The following is a 19,379-nucleotide window of genomic DNA, read 5'->3' on the forward strand; positions in this document are numbered from 1 at the left end:
GTTTGAGGATGTTCGGGGAAAGAAGAGGACCTGCGGGCCAGCGGCGCGTGCGTTCAGGGAGGGGAAGCTTGAGTATCAAAACCGCAGCGAACACGTCGGAGCCGCCTGCGTCCGCCACAGACTCCGCTGCCGGAGCAGGCTTCTCACCAGGCTACCAGCGGCTTCTGGTGGGCGTGCTGGTGCTCGTCCTGATTCTGAATGTGCTCGACCGGCAGATCATCAACGTCCTCGCCGAACCGATAAAGCGGGACCTGGGCCTTTCAGACACCCAGCTCGGCCTGGTGACGGGCCTGTTCTTCGCGATCTTCTACAATTCGGTCAGCATTCCGCTTGGCCGTATCGCCGACAATCTGCGCACCAACCGGGTGCACCTGATCAGCGTCTGCCTGGCGTTCTGGTCCGGCATGACCGCGCTCTGCGGTACGGCCCAGACGTTCTGGCACCTGGTGCTGGCGCGGATCGGCGTGGCCACGGGCGAGGCGGGCTGCGTGCCGCCGGCGCACTCGCTCATCGCCGACACCGTGCCCAAGGCGAAGCTCGCGATGGCGCTGGCGATCTTCGGGCTCGGCTCGCCGATCGGCGCGTTCCTGGGCAAATCCATCGGCGGGGTGTTGAACGATCTGTACGGGTGGCGCGCGGCCTTCTTCATTGTGGGGGTGCCGGGCGTTCTCGTGGCCCTTCTCATGTGGCTCCTTCTGCGGGACCCGCGCAGGATGCGGACAGCGGAGTTGAGCCGCGCCGAGCCGAAGGTTCCGTTGCGCGAGGTCATCGCCGAGATCCGCGGCTCGAAGGCCTTCGTGAACATCATCCTCGCGGTCGCCACCGCCGCACTGCTGGGCGCGGGCGGCAGCGTCTGGGGAATGATCCACTTCCTCCGCAACCACGAACTCTCCACCACCCAGGCCGGTCTTTGGCTGGGGGTGATCGGCGGCATCGGTGGGTCGCTCGGCACCTGGATCGGTGGGGTGCTGGCCGATCGGTGGGGCCAGAAGAATCCCCGCCACTACATGACGCCGCAGACGATCGGCCTGCTCTGCAACATCCCGTTCCTGTTCTTCGCCTGGTACACCCACAACTGGGTGCTGGCGATCGCCCTGCTGATCCTGCCGGACCTGTTCGACGATCTGTATTACGGCGGCACCTTCGCCTCGGTTCAGGGGCTCGTCAGCCGCCGTGTCCGGGCCACGGCGACGGCCAGCATGCTGTTCGTCACGACGCTGCTGGGGACCGGTTTGGGCGCGCTCTCGTTCGGTTTCGCCTCCGATCTCCTGAAGCCCTACGTGGGTGACAAGGAGAGCGTGCGCCTGGTCCTGATGGGATCGTCGTTCCTGTATGTGGTGCCGGCGTACTTCTTCTGGCGGGCCGGCTGCTTCCTCAAGGAAGAACTGGATCGCCGCGCCGCGATCGAGGCGAGCACCCTGGATACCGGGAAGGCGGAGTTCAACGCCCGCCTTCAGCAGGAAGACGGCGACTGAGCGCCGGGCCGATGACGGGGAACTTCCACGACGACCTCCGCGCGGGCTTCGCGCCCGGACGGACCTGCTTCGCCCTGCCGGACGGGTCGGAGATCACCTACGGCGACCTCTCCGCCGCGGTGGACGGCGCGGCCGGACGGTTGCGCGCGGAGGGGGTGAGGCCCGGCGACCGTGTCGTTCTGGTCTGCGAGAAGAGCTGGGAGGTCGTGGCCGTCTATCTGGCTACGCTGAAGATCGGCGGCGTCTTCGTCCCGCTGAACCCGGCCTACACGCCGAGCGAACTGGACTACTTCCTCGGAGACTGCCGCCCGAGCGTGGTCGTCCGCGACGCGGAGGCTTTCGTCGCCGGCGCCGCTGGCCGGGGCGCCGGGGGGGTCGGCGACGCGTCCACCTGGGCCTGCTCTCCGACGCACGCCGCCTCGATCATCTACACCTCCGGCACGACGGGCCGACCGAAGGGCGCGATCCTGACCCACGGCGGCCTGCGGGCGAACGCGGAGGCGCTGCGGGCGGCGTGGGGGTTCTCGGCGTCGGACGTGCTGCTGCACGCGCTGCCCGTCTTCCACGTGCACGGGCTGTTCATCGCCCTCCACTGCGCCCTTCTGAGCGGGTCTCCGATGCTCTGGCTCCCGCGGTTCGACGAGGCCGAGGTGCTTGCCGGCCTGCGGCGCGCCACGGTGCTCATGGGCGTGCCGACCTTCTACGTGCGCCTGCTGGCGAGGCCCGAGTTCACCCGAGACGTGGCGGCGGACGTGCGGCTCTTCGTGTCCGGCTCGGCGCCGTTGCCCCCCTCGGTCTTCGAGGCGTTCGAGGCCCGGACCGGCCAGCGGATCCTGGAGCGGTACGGGATGAGCGAGGCGCTGGTGATCGCCTCCAATCCGCTGGAGGGCGACAGGCTCGCCGGCAGCGTCGGGTTTCCCCTGGACGGCCTGCAGCTCCGGATCGCCGGCGGGGGAGACGTGGGGCCGGTCGAGGTGCGCGGCGACAGCGTCTTCGTCGGCTATTGGGACCAGCCCGGAAAGACGGCCGATGCGTTCACGGCCGACGGCTTCTTCATCACCGGCGACGTGGGTCGCCTCGACGGGGACGGCCGCCTGTGGCTGTCGGGTCGGGAGAAGGATCTCATCATCACCGGCGGGCTGAACGTCTATCCGCCCGAGATCGAGCGCGTGATCGACAGCCTGCCCGGCGTCGCCGAATCCGCCGTGGTCGGCCTACCCCACAAGGACTTCGGGGAGGCCGTGACCGCCATCGTCTGCGGTGACGGGGATGAGGTGGAGATCATCGCCGCCGCGCGCCGCAGCCTGGCTCCTTACAAGACGCCAAAGCGGGTGGTGTTCGTGGACACGCTCCCCCGCAACGCGATGGGCAAGGTCCAGAAGGCCCTTCTGCGGACGACGTTCTCCGACCTCTACGACTGATCCGGCGCGGCGTTTTCGGATGCGCTTGCGACTCCGAAGACTATGTGCATTATATCAAAAATAAGTTCCATATAATAGAACTAAATTTGGGGAGGCTGAATGATGCGAGCGACGATCTGGTGCGGTGCTTCCGCCATGGCGCTGATGCTGGGCTTCGGTCCGGCCGCGGTGGCGCAGTCGTCGGGCGGTGAGGGCGAGGTGGCGGAGGTCGTGGTGACCGGGTCGCGGATCGCCCGCGCCGACTACACGGCGGAGAGCCCGATCGTGAGCCTCACCGCCGAGGCGGTCGAACTTGCGGGGCCCCAGACGCTGGAGGCCACGTTCAACCAGATGCCCCAGTTCTCGGCGACCAACGCCAACTCCAGCAGCAGCCCCGCCCGCCAGGGGCGGAACAACGCCAACCTCCGGGGCCTCGGCATCCAGCGGACGCTGATCCTGCTCGACGGTCGCCGGATGCAGCCGTCGGACGCGCTGGGCGCGATCGACCTGAACTCCATCTCCACCTCGCTGGTCGAGAACGTCGAGGTCATCACGGGCGGGGCGTCCGCCGTCTATGGCTCGGACGCGATCGCCGGCGTGGTCAATTTCCGTCTGAAGCGCAACTTCACGGGCGTCGAACTGGACGCCCAGTATGGCGTGACCGAGCGTGGCGACGCCGAGGCGGTGAACCTCGCCCTCAGCCTCGGCGGTCCGATCTCGGACGGCCGCGGGCACATCATGGCCTCGATGTCGTACTACGACCGCGGCGCGGTCTTCCGCGGCACGCGGTCGTTCTTCGAACGCTCGGGCGTCGCCGGCGCGCTCCAGGGCGGCGCGATCGTGTCCGACGCCACAAACCTCCCGACCCAGGCCGCCCTCAACGGCGTGTTCCAGGGGATCTATGGATCCGCGACGCCTCCGGCCCGCAATGCGCCGTTCGCCGTGAACCTCGACGGCACGATCCTGACCACCCAGTCTCCGATCCTCAACAACCGGTTCCCCGAAGGCCAGCCCTACATTTTCGACGAGGGCCGGCTGGGCTTCCCGCAGGGCGCCACCTATCCCCTGCAACAGCCCCTCGAACGCTGGACCGCCTTCGTTCGCGGTCGCTACGAACTCACCGAGAGCGTCGAAGCGTATATCCAGTTCAATCACATGCAGTACGGGGCGCAATACAGCCGCCAGGGCTGGTCCGCCGGGGCCTCCGAACCGCGTGGGTTGATCCCGGTGACCAACCCGTTCGTGCCGCAGGAACTGCGCACGATCATGGCGTCCCGGCCCAATCCGACCGCACCGATGTTCTTCACCTACAACACCGGCCGCGTCGGACGCACGATCTACGACTTCAAGTACTCGATCGACGAGTTCCTGGTCGGCCTGACAGGCCGGGGGCCGATCCGCGACTGGCGATGGGACGTCTACGCCTCGTACGGCAGCACGGACGCGTCGGAGGTGACGTCGGGCTTCATCAACGTCGAGGCCTGGCAATCGCTGGTCAATGCGCCCGACGGCGGCGCCAGCGTCTGCGCGGGCGGGTTCAACCCCTTCCTGCCGGAATCGCTCTCGGACACCGACCCGAAGTGCTTCGACTATCTGAACCGGGTCCTGCAGGAGCGCACGCAGTTCGAGCAGCAGGTCGTCGAAGGCACGATGCAGGGCGGACTGTTCGACCTGCCCGCCGGCGAACTGCGCTTCGCGGTGGGCGGCACCTACCGCCGGTCCACCTACGACTATCAGCCCGACGAGCAGCGGGTGCGCCAGACCGTGTGGCCCAACCAGCCGACGGGCCGGGCCGGCGGCGCCTACGAAGTCTATGAGCTGTTCGGCGAGGTGTTCGTCCCGCTGATCCGCGATCAGCCTTTCATCCGGCACCTGAACGCCGACGTCGCCTACCGCTTCTCGGACTACAGTTCGGTGGGAGCGGTCCACACCTACAAGGGCAGCCTCGACTGGGGCGTGATCGACAGCGTCCGGTTGCGCGGCAGCTATCAGCGGGCGATCCGCGCGCCCAGCCTGGGCGAACTGTACGCACCTCCCGAGCGCGCCTCCGCCGGCCTTGGCTCGACGAGCGTGGGCGGCGGTGATCCCTGCGCCTCCAACTCGCGCTGGCGCGATCCCGCCCGCAACCCGGACCACGCCCGCGTGCGCCAGCTCTGCCTCGCCCAAGGCGTGCCGGATGTCGTCATCGACCTCCTGCGCTTCGGGGGCAGCTCGGTCAGCGGCGTTGCGGCCGGCAACACCAACCTCCGCGAGGAGACGGCCGACACCTACACCGCGGGCGTGGTGTGGCAGAGCACGTTCGACAGCCCCTGGCTGAGACGCCTCCAAGTGTCGCTCGACTACTACAATATCCAGGTCGAGGATGCGGTCGGCGTGATCACGGCGCAGGTCGGCGTGCAGCGTTGCTTCAACACCGACGGAAGCTCAAACCCGAACTTCGACGTCAACAACTTCTTCTGCCAGCTCACGGATCGGCGCGTGGACGGCGGCATCGAGACCCAGCGCCAGCCCACCCTCAACCTGGCTTCCTACGAGGTCGCCGGCGTGGACCTGCAACTGGACTGGCGCGGTGAACTGGCGGATCTCGGCGTCGGTGACGTGGGGGCGCTGAGCTTCAATCTCATCGTTTCCTATCTCGACAAGTACAAGATCCAGAACACCGTGGACTCCCCGTTCCTCAACTTCGCGGGAACGATCGGGAACAGCCAGATCGATCCGGGCGCCATCGCGTTCCCGGAATGGAAGGTGTCGGCGTCGCTGACCTGGGAGTATGGCCCGCTTTCGCTGACCGGCCGCTACCGGTGGTTCGATTCCATGACCCATTCGGCCGATGTCGGTTCGCCCACGCCCAGCCAGCCCGGTGTGAAGACCCGAAGCTATGCGGACCTCGTCGCCACCTGGTCGTATGACGAAAAGACCCAGTTCCGCGCCGGGGTCCTCAACGTCTTCGACACCCAGCCGCCGGTCTGGACGGGGAACGGGAGCACCGACCTCGGCCTCTACGACCTCCTCCAGCGCCGGTACTACGTGGGCCTGAAGAAGTCCTTCTAGCCCGCTTCCGACGAGGTCACCCCGCTCCTCCCGGGGATACTCACGGACCAGGGCGCTGGGGGTGCGTCCTGGTCCAGCTTTCAGTTCAACCGATCGTGGCGGCGACGCCGATGGAGTTCAGATGCGCGTCCAGTCAGGTGTGGGGCCGATCGAGGATGATGGGGCGGCGGGGGGAGTGTGGCTGACGCCATCCGTCACGGAACCTGTGGCGCGGTTCATCTCGGGCAGTCCGGAGGCGGAGATCTCCTCGGAGTTCAGGGATCTCGCCAAGCGACACATCCTCGACACCCTGGCCTCGATCGTCGCCTGCCGCGATCTGGAACCGTCCGTCCTGGCCCGGACCTTTGCGCTGGAGCAGAGCGGCGACGCCCGCCGCAACGCCGTCACCATCCTCGGCACGAGCGAGAAGGCCGCGCTGATCGATGCGGTCTTCGCCAGCGCGATGGCGGGGCACGGGGCCGAGATCAACGATTTCATCCCCTCGTCGTTCGTGCAGCCCGGACCTTCGATCGTCAGCGCCGCCTTGGCGCTCGCGGAGCTCCGCGGCGGCGGCGGCGACGCGGTGGTGCGCGCGGTGGTGACCGGCTACGAACTGGCCGGACGCATTCCAAGGGCGCTGGGAATCGACAACCTCCGGCGCTTCAACATCGCCAATCACGGCATTGGACCGGTGTTCGGCGTGGCCGCCGCGGCCGCATCCATGATGCGGCTGCCCGAAGACCGGATCGGCGACCTGCTCTCGTACTGCGTCCAGCAGGCCTCGGGGTGCTATCAGTGGCTCCTCGACGTCGAGCACATCGAGAAGTCCTTCGTCTTCGCCGGTCTGGGAGCCAGGGCCGGCCTGCAGGCGGCGCTGTTCACCGAGGCCGGCTTCCGCGGCGTCCGCAAGGCTCTCGATCATCCGGCGGGCTGGATGGGATCGGCGACCTTCACCGGACCGGGGTCCGACGCCGACCGCAACTATCTCATAGAGGATCTGGGCGTCCGCTCCGAACTGCCGCTGACGGCCTACAAGCGCTTCCCGGTCGGCGGGCCGACCCAGCCGGCGGTCCAGGGGATCCTCGAACTGCTCCCGGAGGTGGATGTCGCCGACGTCGAGCGCATTCGCATCGAGATGCCGGGCCGCTGGGAGGCGTTCCGCGACGCCGAGATGCCGGCCCTGAATCTGCGCTATCTGATGGCCATCATCCTGCTGGACGGCGAACTCGACTTCGTGGGGGCCCAGTCGCTCGAACGCATGCACGGCGACGCCGCGGTCCGGGCGCTGATGGAGCGTGTCGAGGTCGTCCACGATCCCGAGCAGGAGCATGCGCCCGGAGAGGCCCGCCGCGAGTCGGCCCGGGTGAGCGTCCGCCACGCCTCGGGACGGACGCTCGAGATTTTCGTGCCCTATGTGGTCGGGTTCCCTTCGCATCCCATGAGCCGGGGCGAGGTCGAGGCCAAGGCCCTCGAACTTCTCTCCCGGCCTCTCGGACGTGGGAAGGCCGAAGCGATCGTCGCGGCGGTGCGCGACCTGGAGGCCGCGACCGAGGTTTCCAGCCTGATCGCTCTGATCTCCCGCTGACCCGCCGTCGGATCGACCGGCCCTCGCAGGCCGGTCGAGAGGCGTCGTCGGCAGCGGTGAGGGGGGTGGCCACTTCGCCGCCGGCGGGACTCATCAAGAAGAGAGGCCCGCAATGCGTGGCGACAACAGTTGCATGAACTCCCCAACCAGCGCCAAGCTCAGCCGCCTGGCCTTCCTGGCTCGCGATCCGCAGTGGCGAACTTGGATGGCGAGCAACCCGCGTGTCTGAAGCTACGAATGTTGCTCAAGGCAGAGCTGCCGCTGGCGTGGGCCGATCGGCGTGCGTGGTTTGAGCGGATGCGCGCTGCCGCCGGCTGATTCTTACTGAGAGCTATTTCCATGCACGGCTCGGAGGCGTCTCCGAGTCGTCTCTCATGGTTTGCCCCGCTGTTATCTCCCCGTTCTCAGGGGGAAGCCGTCGCGGTCTCCAGGTCGCGGAGAATGAGCCCGATGTCGGGGATGTTTGGGGGCCATTTGAGAGGCGCCGCATATGGGCGGGTGACGGAACGCGTGTCGTCAAAGCCCCGAAAGTCGAGCCTTTCTCCGGGCCCGATGCCGCAGAGACGGCTTTGGGTGACTGCGTGGCGGTGGAAGCAGTCAAGAGACGAACCGTCTCCGACGGGTCCTGCTATGCGAGCGGGATCAGTTTCGTGCGGATGAAATCGATGCGGCCAAGAAGATTCTCGGCGTGCTCCCGGGTGGGAGCGACCGGAATCGGATAGCTGTCCGCGAGATCGCGGCCCGCCAGGACGTTGTCGGCCCAATCCTGGGCGATGGCGCAGTACAGTTCCAGCGCAAGAGCCGGCGTCGGCGTGTCGTCCGTTTCGAAGTGCATCGACGGCAGATTGCCGACCACGACCCAGCGCTCGGCGTCTTCGGGTCTCGCGCCAGGTTCACGCCGGGCAAGGAAGAGCGAGATGACGGGAGCGACGCCGAAGGCGAGAACGAGATCTGCGATGGGCGGGTTCCACCTGTATGTATGCAGATAGCGCCAAGCCTCGGCTCGCAGCACTTCCAGCTGGTCGAGCTCCTCCTTGCCCTCGTAGTCGAGATTTTCACCCGTCGGAAACGAGGAGGTGTCGATCAGCTGGCTCATCTGAAGATGCTATCGCGCTTCCGTTAAAGAGCAAGAACAAGAAGGCAACGCGGGCTGTAGACCGGCAGCGCTGAAATTCATATGACGTCCCCCGGCTTCGGCAGATGGTCGTCCGGCGCGGGGAAGCCGGCCATGTCATACCAGAAGTGGACGGGGTTAGGCGCTACGCTGCGAAACGTCGGGGCTGGTGGAAAACGGCCCTGGCGGCGCAGCCGCAGTCCATGACCGTACTAAAACTCTGCCAAATTCGCCCGAGAACGGGTGACAACTTACTTGACTCAGTGACGGCTAAGCCGATGCGGCATAGCTTCCCGTTCGATGGGCGGCGCGCGCGAGGTCATACCGGCGGAGGAATACGACCGCTGGGTACCGGTTAGGCTTCGGTCCAAGCGGCCAAGGCGCCTGAACTCCCCCACCAGCGCCAGCTCAGCCGCCTGGCCTTCCTGGCTCCCGATCCGCAGTGGCGGAACTTGGATGGCGAGCAGCCCGCGTGTCTGAAGCCACGAATATTGCTCAAGGCAGAGCTGCCGCTGGGGTGGGCCGATCAGCGTGCGTGGTTTGAGCGGATGCGCGCTGCCGCCGGCTGATTCTTACTGAGAGCTATTTCCATGCGCGGCTCGGAAGCGCCTCCGAGTCGTCCTTCATGGTTTGCCCCGCTGTTATCTTCCCTGTTCTCAGGGGAAACCGTCGCGGTCTCCAGGTCGCGGAGAATGAGCCCGATGTCGGGGGATGTTTGGGGGCCATTTGAGAGGCGCGGCTGACGGAATGCGTGTCGTCAAAGCCCGGAAAGTCGAGCCTTTCTCCGGGCCGGATGCCGCAGAGACGACTTTGGGTGACTGCGTGGCGGAGAGAGAGGGATTCGAACCCTCGATAGGCTTTCACCTATACACGCGTTCCAGGCGTGCGCCTTCAACCACTCGGCCACCTCTCCACGCCCGCAGGGGCGGACCCCGGCGGAAGGCGGGCATATACCGTCAGGTGGGCAGGCCGGGCAAGCGGCGGTTCGCCGCCGGTCTGCGTCATCGCCGGATCGGGCGATTTCCTCGGCGCGCGACAGGTTCTAGGATCGCCACCCTGAAAACGCGGGACCGGCGCGACTATCTGTGTCGGGACCGCAATTCCGGAGACGCCCGATGTTCTTCGCCAGAAAGTCGCTCGACCTGCCGACGCCCGAGACCGCCCTGCCGGGCCGCGCCCAGGCCATCCCCACGGCCGACACGCACTTCGTGAACGGCCGTCGCCTCAAGGGGCCGTATCCCGATGGCCTGGAGACGGCCTATTTCGCCATGGGCTGCTTCTGGGGGGTGGAGCGCATCTTCTGGCAGGTCCCTGGCGTGTACGTGACGGCCGTGGGTTATCAGCAGGGGCTGACGCCGAACGCCACCTACGAAGAGGTCTGTTCCGGCCTCACCGGGCACACCGAGTCGGTGCGGGTGGTGTTCGATCCCAAGGTGGTGAGCTTCGCCGGCCTGTTGAAGGTGTTCTGGGAGAACCACGACCCTACCCAGGGCATGCGCCAGGGCAATGACATCGGCACCCAGTACCGCTCGGGCGTCTACACGGTGAGCGCCGAACAGGCCGCGGCGGCGGTGGCGTCACGCGACGCCTATCAGGCCGAACTGTCCAAACGGGGCTTCGGCCGGATCACAAGCGAGATCCAGCCCGCCGGCCCATTCTACTTCGCCGAGGACTACCACCAGCAGTACCTGGCCAAGAACCCCAACGGGTACTGCGGCGTCGGTGGCACGGGGGTCTCCTGCCCCATCGGCGTGGGCGTCGGCGCCTGAGCAGCGCCTGGGGTCGGGGGGCATGACGCGCGAGGAGGTCGAGGCCTGCGCCCTGGCGCTGCCGGCGGCGACCAAGGTCGTCCAGTGGGGTGGGTCCGATGTCTACAAGGTCGGCGGCAAGGTCTTCGCCGTATGCGGCCTGGGCGACGGACTGGCGTTCAAGGTGAGCCCGATCGGCTTCGAAGTGCTGACCACCGCCGGCGGCCCGGGCCGCCAGGCGCCCTATTTCGCCAAGGGCGGCTGGGTGGTGGTGAATCTGGACGGTCTGGAGGCGGACGACGCGGTCGGCTGGCTTTCGACCGCGCACGAACTGATCGCGGCCAGGCTCACCCGGGCGGTGCGGGCGGAGCTGGGTCTCTAGATTCCAGCAGCCGCCGGAAATCCTGGATCGCCTGCGCGGCGTTCGACCGGCGTTGACGCCAGACGAGGAGGGCCGTCGCGCCGGCGGTGGCGCCCGCGAACGCCCACGGCCCGAACAGCCACGCGGCGGCGGCCAGGGCGAAATAGTAGCCGCGGACGCCCGAGTTGAACGCCCCCAGCGCCGGGTTCAGCAGCCGGCCCAGCAGGACGCCGAAAGTGGCGCGCTCGGTCTCGCTCAGGGGATCGGGCGTCGCCCCCATGGCGGCCAGGCAGTAGTTGAGCTGCCGAATGGCCCAGATGAAGTCCAGCAGGCCGCGCGACAGGGTGACGAGCACCAGGGCGAGTTGCACCTCGAACAGCAGGCGCGATGAGGTCTTCACCACCTCCAGCGCCGAGACCGATCGGAAGGTGGCGTCCCCGCCGAACAGGGCCCCGGCCGCAGCCGCGATCAGCAGCAGGTTGGACGAGGCGAAGAACGACGCCGAGTTGAGCGCGTGGCCCAGGAGCTGGCCATCCATCAGCCTGGGGTCGCGGCCTGTCATGGTGGTCATCCACGCCGAGCGGATGACCGTCATGTCGGTGTTGAGCGTGCTGCCCCGGCGGCCGGCGAAGGCCTTGAACAGCGGCTCGTAGAACACCCAGGCGAACAGGAAGAAGGCCAGCGCGGCGATGTTGGGCGCCGACATGGGATCAGTCCTCGAGGATCAGGCTGTGCTTGCGGTTGTCGGGGAGCAGGAAGACGATCAGGAAGGCCATCAGGAGGCCAAGGGCCACGTAGACATAGAAGCCGCTCTCGTTCCCGGCGTGCTTGAAAGCCAGTGCGATGGGCTCGGCGGTGCCGCCGAAGGTGGCGGTGGCCATGCCGTAGGGCAGGGCGACGCCCAGGGCGCGGACGTTGGCGGGGAACAGCTCGGCCTTCACCACGGCGCTGACGGCGTTGTAGCCCGACATCAGGATCACCATCATCGAGACTAGGCCGAAGGCCACCCAGGGGTTCTGATTCACCGCCAGGATCGACAGCGCCGGGAAGGCCGCCAGCGCCCCGCCGCCGAAGGCGATGTAAAGCGTCGCCTTGCGGCCCCAGTGGTCGCTGAGCCAGCCGAAGAAGGGCAGGGCAAAGAGATAGACCACCAGCGCTCCGGCGGTGACCGCCGTGGCCGTGGGGCCCTCGAAGCCGGCGGTCCCGGTGAGGAACTTCGGCATGTAGGTGGTGAAGGCGTAGAAGGCGAGCGAGCCTCCGGCCGTGAAACCGAAGATGGTCAGAGTCTGCTTCGGGTAATTCAGGAACAGCATCACGGTCCGGGCGCGCTCGGCGCCGGCGGCCTTGGCGTTCTCGTAGGACTGGCTCTCCTCCATCCGGCTGCGGATCCAGAACACCACCACCGCCATGGCCGAGCCGATGAGGAAGGGGATGCGCCAGCCCCATTCCTCGAGGGCGGCCCGATCCATCGTGAGCTGAAGCAGCGCCAGCAGGCCCACGGCCAGGAGCTGGCCCATGATCATGGTGACGAACTGGAAGCTCGACCAGAAGCCGCGGCGGCGGCGGCCCGCCATCTCGGAGAGATACGTGGCGCTGGCGCCGTACTCGCCGCCGACCGACAGGCCCTGGAGGATGCGGGCGACCACCAGGAGGATGGGGGCCGCGACGCCGATGGAGTCGTACCCGGGCAGGATCGCGATGATCAGGGAGCCGCCGCACATCAGCGTGACCGCGGCCGTCAGCGCCGTCTTGCGGCCCGCCCGGTCGGCGTAGAGGCCCATCAGCCACGCCCCCAGCGGCCGGGCGAAGAAGCCCACGGCGAATACGGCCATCGTCTTGAGCAGCCCGGCCAGATCGTCGCCGCCCGGGAAGAAGTGGCTCGAAAAATAGACTGCGAACGCCGAGTAGACGAACCAGTCGTACCATTCGACCAGATTGCCGGCCGATCCGCCCAGGATCGCCTTGATGCGCTGGCCGGCGGTGAGGCCGGGGGCGACCGCGCCGGGCGGGATCTGGGCCTCGGCCCCGGTCTCCGTCGCGGTCATGCAGTGATCCCCCGTCCCCGTTTCGCCCGATGCTAGGGGCCCGGCGGCCGGAGGGCTAGGTCAAAGCCGGCCCAGGAGCACAAGTATGATGATGATCACCAGGACCAGGCCGAGGCCGCCGCTCGGGAAATAGCCCCAGCCCCGCGAATAGCCCCAGCTCGGCAAGGCGCCGATCAGAAGCAGGATCAGGATGATGATGAGGATGGTCCCCAGGGACATGCGGCTCTCCTTCCGTTCCCCGACCGGCGTAGCGAACGCTTGCGGCCAAGCCGGGTTCCGGAATCGCGGAGAGGTTGTCAGTCCGCCGCGTCGGCGGTGTGCAGCTTCTGGTCCTTGTCGGTGACCTGGAGCGAATACATCAGGCCGATCCACAGTCCCTTGATGCGCGGGAGGGCGACCAGGGTGATCCCCGTGAGCGCGCCGAGAATGATCGGCAGGGAATAGTAGGGCGGCGCCTCCCACACGATCGGGAAGATGAGCAGGGGAGCCACGATCAGGTGGCCGACGAGTAGGATCGTCAGATAGGCCGGCCCGTCGTCGGCCGGATACTTCTGCAGCGTATGGGCGCAGACCGCGCAAGCGGGCTCGACCTTCAGGTATCGGCCGAAGAGGCGACCGTCCCCGCAGCAGGGACAGCGCTGGCGCAGACCCCGCCCGATCGAGCGGAACAGCGGATAGGCGATTTCGGCCATGCGCCCATATGACCGGCCTTGGACCGTCTGGGAAGGCCTCTGGACGTCCTTCGAGCTTCCGCCGACGGCGGCGCGGCGTCGCAGGTCGGAGATCAGCGCTTGGCGTCCTCCGCGGCGCCGGTGACGGCGCGGCCCGCGGCCTGGGCGTCCTTGCCGAGGCCCGAGACGGTGTTGCAGCCGGCGACCAGGAGGGCGGCGGCCGCGGCGGTCAGGACGATCAGCTTGCGCATGGAAGGCTCCTTCGGGGTCGGGACCACGTCCGAGGCGCGTGGTCGAGCTTAGGTCGGTCACGCCGCCTTTGTCGTCAAGCCTGGGCGCTTTTGCGGCGCCTGCGCACCATCCGGATGCGCCATTCGGGCGCTCGGCCTCGCCTGAGGAGTGAATCTCGAAGGCCGTCATTGCGCTGCAATAGAAATTCGTAGAATGGCTTTTGCAGTGCAGCGCCCGTGGGTCGGTCCTACGACCCATACTGGAGCAGAGTGATGATCGAGTTGCGTACCTTCCCGGGCCTGTTCGTGGGCCGCCGCACCCTCCTCCTCGCCGAGGAAGCGCCGCGCGACGGCGAGGGCTCGGCGTTCGCCTGCGGCGCGTGCCGCACCGAACTCATCCGCGCCGACCGCACCTTTCTCAACGATGTGGTCGTGAAGTGCAGCTGCGGCGAGTACAACCAGCTCTGAAGGGCTGACGGCGGCCGGCGGCTGCGCCAGCCGATCGTCAGGCGCATATTGCGGGGATGAGTCCCGCCGCCCTCGGCCAGGTCGTGCTCGCGGTCCATGTGGTCGTGATCGCCTTCAATGTGGCGGGTTTGGTCCTCGTGCCCGCAGGCGCAGCCGTGGGATGGCGCTGGGTGCGGCTGCGCTGGCTGCGCGCTCTGCACCTGGGATCGCTCGCTGCGGTGGCGTTGCAGGCGGTGCTGGGTCGGGCCTGTTTCCTGACCGACTGGCAAGCGGCGCTGACGGGTGGCGGTGCGGCCGACCCCTTGATCATGCGATGGGTGAACGGCCTGATCTACTGGCCGCTGCCGGCCTGGGTGTTCGCCGCGGGCTATGTCGTGGTGCTGGCCTACGTGGTCGCGCTGTGGCGATGGATACCTCCGCGCTGACGGCGGGCCGGTCCGCCCGCGACAGGCGGCGCGCTAGCGCGGGGCGCGGGGTGTGCTAGAGGGGCGCCACAATGACCACGCCCCTCGACAAGATCCGCAACTTCTCGATCGTCGCGCACATCGACCATGGCAAGTCCACGCTCTCCGACCGCCTGATCCAGGAGACGGGCGCGCTGACCGCCCGCGAGATGTCCGAGCAGGTGCTCGACAACATGGAGATCGAGCGCGAGCGCGGGATCACCATCAAGGCCCAGACCGTGCGCCTGCACTACAAGGCCGATGACGGCGAGACCTACATCCTCAACCTGATGGACACGCCCGGGCACGTCGACTTCGCCTATGAGGTCAGCCGGTCGCTGGCGGCCTGCGAGGGCTCGATCCTGGTGGTGGACGCCTCGCAGGGCGTGGAGGCCCAGACGCTGGCCAACGTCTACCAGGCCATCGACAACAATCACGAGATCGTCCCGGTCCTGAACAAGATCGACCTTCCGGCCGCCGAGCCCGAGCGGGTGCGCCAGCAGATCGAGGATGTGATCGGCCTGGACGCGTCCGACGCCGTGGAATGCTCGGCCAAGTCCGGCGTCGGCATTCACGACGTGCTGGAGGCGGTCGTGAAGCGCCTGCCGCCGCCCAAGGGTGATCGTGACGCGCCGCTCAAGGCCCTGCTGGTGGACGCCTGGTACGACCAGTACCTGGGCGTGGTGGTGCTGGTCCGGGTCTTCGACGGGACGCTGAAGGTCGGCCAGAAGGTCAAGATGATGCAGACCGGCGCCCAGTATCAGATCGACCGTCTGGGCGTGTTCCGGCCCAAGCAGACCGATGTGGCTGAGCTGGGGCCGGGCGAGGTGGGCTATATCACCGCCTCGATCAAGGAGGTGGCCCACGCGGCCGTGGGCGACACCATCACCGACGAGCGGAAGCCCACCGACAAGCCGCTCGCGGGCTTCCGCGAAGTGCAGCCGGTGGTGTTCTGCGGCCTCTTCCCCGTCGATGCGGCCGACTTCGAGGATCTGCGCGCCGCCATCGGCCGCCTGCGCCTGAACGACGCCAGCTTCACCTACGAGATGGAGACCAGCGCGGCGCTGGGCTTCGGCTTCCGCTGCGGGTTCCTGGGGCTGCTCCACCTGGAGATCATCCAGGAGCGGCTCAGCCGCGAATTCGACCTCGACCTGATCGCGACGGCGCCGTCGGTGGTCTACAAGATTCAGCTCGCCCACGGCGGCGGCGAGATCGAGCTCCACAACCCGGCCGACCTGCCGGATCCGGTGAAGATCGAGAGCATCGCCGAGCCGTGGATCAAGGCCACGATCTTCACGCCGGACGACTATCTCGGCGCGATCATCAAGCTGTGCCAGGACCGCCGCGGGCAGCAGCGCGAGCTGAGCTACGTGGGCAACCGCGCCATGGTGGTCTACGACCTGCCGCTGAACGAGGTGGTGTTCGACTTCTACGACCGCCTGAAGTCGATCTCGAAGGGCTATGCGTCCTTCGACTATTCGATCGAGGAGTACCGGGTCGGCGATCTCGTGAAGATGTCGATCCTGGTGAACGCCGAGCCCGTGGACGCGCTCTCCATGCTGGTCCACCGCGACCGGGCCGAGAGCCGTGGCCGGGGCATGGTCGAGAAGATGAAGGAACTCATCCCCCCGCACATGTTCCAGATTCCGATCCAGGCGGCCATCGGCGGCCGGATCATCGCCCGCGAGACGGTCCGTGCGCTGCGCAAGGACGTGACGGCCAAGTGCTACGGCGGCGACGCTTCCCGCAAGCGCAAGCTCCTCGACAAGCAGAAGGAGGGCAAGAAGCGCATGCGTCAGTTCGGCAAGGTGGAGATCCCGCAGGAAGCCTTCATCGCCGCCCTGAAGATGGACGCGGACTGAAGGGCCTCAGCCCCGACCCGGCCGCAGCATCCAGTGGATCGGCGGGGCGGTGGCCGTCTGGGTGCGGCCCACGACCTCGAAGCCGTGGCGCTCGTAGAAGGGGATGTTCCGCGGGTTGGGGGATTCCAGCCACGCGGGCAGGCCGGATTCATCGACGATCCTGAGCGAGTGCTTCATCAGCCGCGCGCCCAGGCCCTGGCTCTGGCGCGCCGGATCCACCGCCAGCCAGGGCAGGTACCAGTGCGGATAGTCGGGATGCGCTCCACCCACCTGGGCGGCGATTTCGAACATCTCCGGCATCTTCTCCGGCGCCACCTTGTCCTGGATGGCGGCGACCACGCCCTCCGAGTCGCCCTGGACGCCGGGCGGCAGCCAGATGGCGACGCCGGCGTGATCGCCGACCTGGAAGGTCATGTCGTGCGCGAAGGCCGCGCCGTGCATGGCGGCTGCGAACCGCGGGAAGCCGGTGAGATACTTCTGGGGCGTGTCGAAGATCCAGCGCATGACCGGATCGGCCATGAACCCCGCTGTCAGCGTTCCGGCGGCGACGGCCGCATCGGTCGCCCGCTCCACCTGCGGCTCTCGGCTCATCGTCCCCTCCTCGCGAGCGCGGAGAGAATTCCTGACGCCCGTCTCATCTTTGCCGTCATGGACGACGAAGTTGCGCCCGGGGGCAAGCCCCTGAAGGCAGCAAGGACGAAACCGTCGCCCGCCCGAACGTGGTTAATCGGCCGTTAAGGCTGGGCCGGCCATCCAGGACGGGGCGGAAACCCGATTCACGAACTTGGAGGCGGAGACGCGCCCATGGACCGACGCACACTCATCGTTTCGGGGCTGGCCACGGTGGGCGCACCAGGGTTGGCCTGGGCGCAGCGCGGGGCCGAGGCGCCTCCGCCGCCCAACAGTTCGCCCTCCTATGCGTCGGGCGGACCGACCGAGACCTACAGTCAGGACGAGATCGTCCGCAGCGTCTCCGACTTCCTGGGCGTGACCGCCGAGGCCGCCGGCGCGGCGGTCGAGCGCCTGTTCGCCAGCAACGGCCGTCCCACCGCCTACATCGCGGGCGAAGAGGGCTCGGGCTCGTTCGTGCTGGGTCTGCGTTACGGCCGCGGCCTGATGTACATGAAGGACCGTCAGGCTCAGGAGGTCTTCTGGCAGGGCCCCTCCATCGGCTGGGACTGGGGCGGCAACGCCAGCCGCGTCTTCACCCTCTGCTACAACCTCCATGTCCCGGAGATGATCTACCAGCGTTTCCCGGGCGTCGAGGGCTCGGCCTATCTCGTGGGCGGACTGGGCGTGAACTATCAGCGCGCCGAGGAAATCACGCTCGCTCCCATCCGCGCCGGCGTGGGGCTCCGCCTCGGCGCCAACGTCGGGTACCTGGCCTATACGCGGAAGCGGAATATCATCCCGTTCTGAAGCCTGCGCGGACCCGCCCGCCGACGCCGTCGGGACTCGCGCATTAGGCGAGTCTGCATTGACTTGTGCGGGGGGCGGCGTTCAGTCGATCTATAGTCGACGAACGTGGTTCGTTGCGGGGGCCCATTGTTCCAGGATGTGGAGTGGGCTGATGAGACTTTCGATCGGGATGCTCGCCGGACTGGCGTTGTCCGGCGTCACGGCCGGCGCGGCGCAGGCGACGGCCTTTACGGACGAGGCGGCCTGGCGGGCCGCGGTCCTCAACGTGTATGCGCTTGAGACCTGGGATACGGCTGCGACCCCCACCTACGGCGATGTGGGCGCCATGCCGTCGCTGGGCATCCGGTTCCTGCCCCTGGACGACGGGACCCAGCCCACGGTCCAGCCTTACGCCCAGACGGGCGGCGTGGTGCGCTCGGGGCCGAACAACCTGCTGAACGACCGGGACTATTCGCTGCCCGCCCGGGGGCCGCTGAACATCGTCCCGCTCAACAGCGGCGACTATTTCTTCGGCCTGGGGATGTGGAACGTGGGCGGGGACGACACCTTGACCCTCACCTTCTTCGACGTCGATGACAACGTCATCGAGAGCGTGACCTCGGCGGCGTCCTTCGGCTTCTTCGGCCTCGTCAGCACCACCCAGGGCGCCGTCCGCGCCCAGGTGGCGTTCGCCGGCGGCAACGAGTATTCGCCCACCGACGACTTCCAGACCGCGGTGCGGGGAACGTTCGTGCCGACCGATCCCGGCGGTGTCGTTCCCGAGCCGGAGACCTGGGCCCTGATGATCGCCGGTTTCGGCTTCGCCGGGGCGGCGCTGCGTCGTCGCCGGGGCCTCTCGGCCGCCTGACGTCGTCCCGCCTGACACCATCCGCCTGCCGCCCTGCGCGCCGTGGGGCGGCGGCGGTTCGGGCCGGCGGGCGGACGCCGAAGCGGCGCGGCTCAGTGCTTCTCGGCCTTGCCCGCCAGCCAGTCCATCAAGGCGAGCAGCACGCCCGAGACCACGAAGACGATGTGGATCGTCACCAGCCACATCAGGTGGCGGTCGGGGATCTCCTTGCCCTCGGCCAGTTCCATGAACGCTTTCAGCAGCGCGATGGCGCTGATGGCCACGATCGAGGCGATCAGCTTCATCTTCAGGCCCGAGAAATCGACCGTGCCCATCCAGCCCGGCCGGTCCTCGTCGTCGCCGGTGTCGATCTTGGAGACGAAATTCTCGTAGCCCGAGAAGATCACGATCAGCAGAAGGTTGCCCGCGAGCGACAGGTCGATGAGCGCCAGCACCATCAGGATCGCCTCCTCGGCGCTCATGGTCATGACGTTCGACAGTTCGTGGATCGCCTCGTTCGTGAAGACGATCAGCAGCGCGCCCAGCGCGACGACCAGGCCCACGTAGAACGGCGCCATGAGCCAGCGCGAACGGAACAGGCCGAGCTCCAGATAGTGCTCGAGCAGCGGCTTGATCGATCGGGGGCGTTGCGTGGGGGGCTGGCTCATGGCCGCCTAGATAGCGGCTCGCGCATCCCACGCA

Annotated in this window: 19 protein-coding genes and 1 tRNA gene; 11 read left to right on the forward strand and 9 right to left on the reverse strand. The window is 67.6% G+C overall.

From position 1 onward, the window contains the following. Positions 1-68: 68 nt before the first annotated feature. From ABS78_RS05625 to ABS78_RS05640, 4 genes are all read left to right on the forward strand, one after another. Complete coding sequence (locus ABS78_RS05625) at positions 69-1,475, forward strand: MFS transporter (protein WP_293375910.1); 1,407 nt, start codon at positions 69-71, stop codon at positions 1,473-1,475. 11 nt (positions 1,476-1,486) lie between these two features. Continuing rightward, positions 1,487-2,896: an AMP-binding protein gene (locus ABS78_RS05630; RefSeq protein ID WP_293375912.1), complete on the forward strand. Its 1,410-nt coding sequence runs from the start codon at positions 1,487-1,489 to the stop codon at positions 2,894-2,896. A gap of 102 nt (positions 2,897-2,998) precedes the next feature. Next, positions 2,999-5,926, forward strand: coding sequence for a TonB-dependent receptor (locus ABS78_RS05635; RefSeq protein ID WP_293375914.1), 2,928 nt, complete (start codon positions 2,999-3,001; stop codon positions 5,924-5,926). A 121-nt stretch (positions 5,927-6,047) separates the two neighbouring features. Further along, positions 6,048-7,490, forward strand: a complete 1,443-nt coding sequence (locus tag ABS78_RS05640; RefSeq protein WP_293375916.1) for an MmgE/PrpD family protein — start codon at positions 6,048-6,050, stop codon at positions 7,488-7,490. 628 nt (positions 7,491-8,118) lie between these two features. Here the strand turns inward: ABS78_RS05640 and ABS78_RS05645 are convergent. Next, entirely contained in the window at positions 8,119-8,586 is a 468-nt protein-coding gene (locus tag ABS78_RS05645) for a hypothetical protein (protein WP_293375918.1), read from the reverse strand. Between the two features lie 841 nt (positions 8,587-9,427). Further along, a tRNA-Ser gene (locus ABS78_RS05650) sits at positions 9,428-9,517 on the reverse strand. Positions 9,518-9,719: 202 nt separating this feature from the next. On the opposite strand from ABS78_RS05650, the gene msrA reads away from it, so the two are divergent. Then, entirely contained in the window at positions 9,720-10,373 is a 654-nt protein-coding gene (gene msrA / locus ABS78_RS05655) for a peptide-methionine (S)-S-oxide reductase MsrA (protein WP_293375920.1), read from the forward strand. A 22-nt stretch (positions 10,374-10,395) separates the two neighbouring features. Next, on the forward strand, positions 10,396-10,734 hold the full coding sequence (locus ABS78_RS05660; RefSeq protein ID WP_293375922.1) for an MmcQ/YjbR family DNA-binding protein: 339 nt from the start codon (positions 10,396-10,398) through the stop codon (positions 10,732-10,734). Here ABS78_RS05660 and ABS78_RS05665 read toward each other — a convergent pair. The 5 genes from ABS78_RS05665 to ABS78_RS05685 form a co-directional block, all read right to left on the reverse strand. Beyond that, positions 10,700-11,419, reverse strand: a complete 720-nt coding sequence (locus ABS78_RS05665; protein ID WP_293375924.1) for a DUF599 family protein — start codon at positions 11,417-11,419, stop codon at positions 10,700-10,702. The genes ABS78_RS05660 and ABS78_RS05665 overlap by 35 nt on opposite strands. Before the next feature lie 4 nt (positions 11,420-11,423). After that, on the reverse strand, positions 11,424-12,758 hold the full coding sequence (locus ABS78_RS05670; RefSeq protein ID WP_293375926.1) for an MFS transporter: 1,335 nt from the start codon (positions 12,756-12,758) through the stop codon (positions 11,424-11,426). A gap of 60 nt (positions 12,759-12,818) precedes the next feature. Next, on the reverse strand, positions 12,819-12,977 hold the full coding sequence (locus tag ABS78_RS05675; protein WP_293375928.1) for a DUF3309 family protein: 159 nt from the start codon (positions 12,975-12,977) through the stop codon (positions 12,819-12,821). 77 nt (positions 12,978-13,054) lie between these two features. Beyond that, on the reverse strand, positions 13,055-13,450 hold the full coding sequence (locus ABS78_RS05680) for a DUF983 domain-containing protein (RefSeq protein WP_293375930.1): 396 nt from the start codon (positions 13,448-13,450) through the stop codon (positions 13,055-13,057). 92 nt (positions 13,451-13,542) lie between these two features. Next, on the reverse strand, positions 13,543-13,680 hold the full coding sequence (locus ABS78_RS05685) for an entericidin A/B family lipoprotein (RefSeq protein ID WP_293375932.1): 138 nt from the start codon (positions 13,678-13,680) through the stop codon (positions 13,543-13,545). Positions 13,681-13,932: 252 nt separating this feature from the next. On the opposite strand from ABS78_RS05685, the gene ABS78_RS05690 reads away from it, so the two are divergent. From ABS78_RS05690 to lepA, 3 genes are all read left to right on the forward strand, one after another. Continuing rightward, entirely contained in the window at positions 13,933-14,127 is a 195-nt protein-coding gene (locus tag ABS78_RS05690; protein ID WP_293375934.1) for a hypothetical protein, read from the forward strand. A gap of 56 nt (positions 14,128-14,183) precedes the next feature. Further along, positions 14,184-14,552: a DUF2784 family protein gene (locus tag ABS78_RS05695; protein ID WP_293375936.1), complete on the forward strand. Its 369-nt coding sequence runs from the start codon at positions 14,184-14,186 to the stop codon at positions 14,550-14,552. 71 nt (positions 14,553-14,623) lie between these two features. After that, entirely contained in the window at positions 14,624-16,432 is a 1,809-nt protein-coding gene (lepA, locus tag ABS78_RS05700) for a translation elongation factor 4 (protein WP_293375938.1), read from the forward strand. Between the two features lie 6 nt (positions 16,433-16,438). Here the strand turns inward: lepA and ABS78_RS05705 are convergent, their stop codons facing one another. Further along, positions 16,439-17,023 (reverse strand): GNAT family N-acetyltransferase, encoded by a 585-nt coding sequence (locus tag ABS78_RS05705; RefSeq protein ID WP_293375940.1) that lies wholly within the window; start codon positions 17,021-17,023, stop codon positions 16,439-16,441. A gap of 213 nt (positions 17,024-17,236) precedes the next feature. Between ABS78_RS05705 and ABS78_RS05710 the strand changes: the two genes are divergently transcribed. Together ABS78_RS05710 and ABS78_RS05715 are read left to right on the forward strand one after the other, a co-directional pair. Continuing rightward, complete coding sequence (locus ABS78_RS05710; RefSeq protein ID WP_293375942.1) at positions 17,237-17,851, forward strand: DUF1134 domain-containing protein; 615 nt, start codon at positions 17,237-17,239, stop codon at positions 17,849-17,851. Positions 17,852-18,002: 151 nt separating this feature from the next. Next, positions 18,003-18,698, forward strand: coding sequence for a PEPxxWA-CTERM sorting domain-containing protein (locus tag ABS78_RS05715; protein ID WP_293375944.1), 696 nt, complete (start codon positions 18,003-18,005; stop codon positions 18,696-18,698). Positions 18,699-18,790: 92 nt separating this feature from the next. On the opposite strand, the gene ABS78_RS05720 is transcribed toward ABS78_RS05715, so the two are convergent. Beyond that, positions 18,791-19,345: a TIGR00645 family protein gene (locus ABS78_RS05720; RefSeq protein ID WP_293375946.1), complete on the reverse strand. Its 555-nt coding sequence runs from the start codon at positions 19,343-19,345 to the stop codon at positions 18,791-18,793. Between the last annotated feature and the right edge of the window lie 34 nt (positions 19,346-19,379).

It is taken from the genome of Phenylobacterium sp. SCN 70-31, assembly GCF_001724605.1.
GTDB lineage: Bacteria > Pseudomonadota > Alphaproteobacteria > Caulobacterales > Caulobacteraceae > Phenylobacterium.

Coding starts and splice junctions, on each gene's coding strand:
- ABS78_RS05630 (WP_293375912.1), top strand. CDS start 1,487: ATGACGGGGAACTTCCACGACGACCTCCGCGCGGGCTTCGCGCCCGGA.
- ABS78_RS05635 (WP_293375914.1), top strand. CDS start 2,999: ATGCGAGCGACGATCTGGTGCGGTGCTTCCGCCATGGCGCTGATGCTG.
- ABS78_RS05640 (WP_293375916.1), top strand. CDS start 6,048: ATGCGCGTCCAGTCAGGTGTGGGGCCGATCGAGGATGATGGGGCGGCG.
- ABS78_RS05645 (WP_293375918.1), bottom strand. CDS start 8,586: ATGAGCCAGCTGATCGACACCTCCTCGTTTCCGACGGGTGAAAATCTC.
- msrA (WP_293375920.1), top strand. CDS start 9,720: ATGTTCTTCGCCAGAAAGTCGCTCGACCTGCCGACGCCCGAGACCGCC.
- ABS78_RS05660 (WP_293375922.1), top strand. CDS start 10,396: ATGACGCGCGAGGAGGTCGAGGCCTGCGCCCTGGCGCTGCCGGCGGCG.
- ABS78_RS05665 (WP_293375924.1), bottom strand. CDS start 11,419: ATGTCGGCGCCCAACATCGCCGCGCTGGCCTTCTTCCTGTTCGCCTGG.
- ABS78_RS05670 (WP_293375926.1), bottom strand. CDS start 12,758: ATGACCGCGACGGAGACCGGGGCCGAGGCCCAGATCCCGCCCGGCGCG.
- ABS78_RS05675 (WP_293375928.1), bottom strand. CDS start 12,977: ATGTCCCTGGGGACCATCCTCATCATCATCCTGATCCTGCTTCTGATC.
- ABS78_RS05680 (WP_293375930.1), bottom strand. CDS start 13,450: ATGGCCGAAATCGCCTATCCGCTGTTCCGCTCGATCGGGCGGGGTCTG.
- ABS78_RS05685 (WP_293375932.1), bottom strand. CDS start 13,680: ATGCGCAAGCTGATCGTCCTGACCGCCGCGGCCGCCGCCCTCCTGGTC.
- ABS78_RS05690 (WP_293375934.1), top strand. CDS start 13,933: ATGATCGAGTTGCGTACCTTCCCGGGCCTGTTCGTGGGCCGCCGCACC.
- ABS78_RS05695 (WP_293375936.1), top strand. CDS start 14,184: ATGAGTCCCGCCGCCCTCGGCCAGGTCGTGCTCGCGGTCCATGTGGTC.
- lepA (WP_293375938.1), top strand. CDS start 14,624: ATGACCACGCCCCTCGACAAGATCCGCAACTTCTCGATCGTCGCGCAC.
- ABS78_RS05705 (WP_293375940.1), bottom strand. CDS start 17,023: ATGAGCCGAGAGCCGCAGGTGGAGCGGGCGACCGATGCGGCCGTCGCC.
- ABS78_RS05710 (WP_293375942.1), top strand. CDS start 17,237: ATGGACCGACGCACACTCATCGTTTCGGGGCTGGCCACGGTGGGCGCA.
- ABS78_RS05715 (WP_293375944.1), top strand. CDS start 18,003: ATGAGACTTTCGATCGGGATGCTCGCCGGACTGGCGTTGTCCGGCGTC.
- ABS78_RS05720 (WP_293375946.1), bottom strand. CDS start 19,345: ATGAGCCAGCCCCCCACGCAACGCCCCCGATCGATCAAGCCGCTGCTC.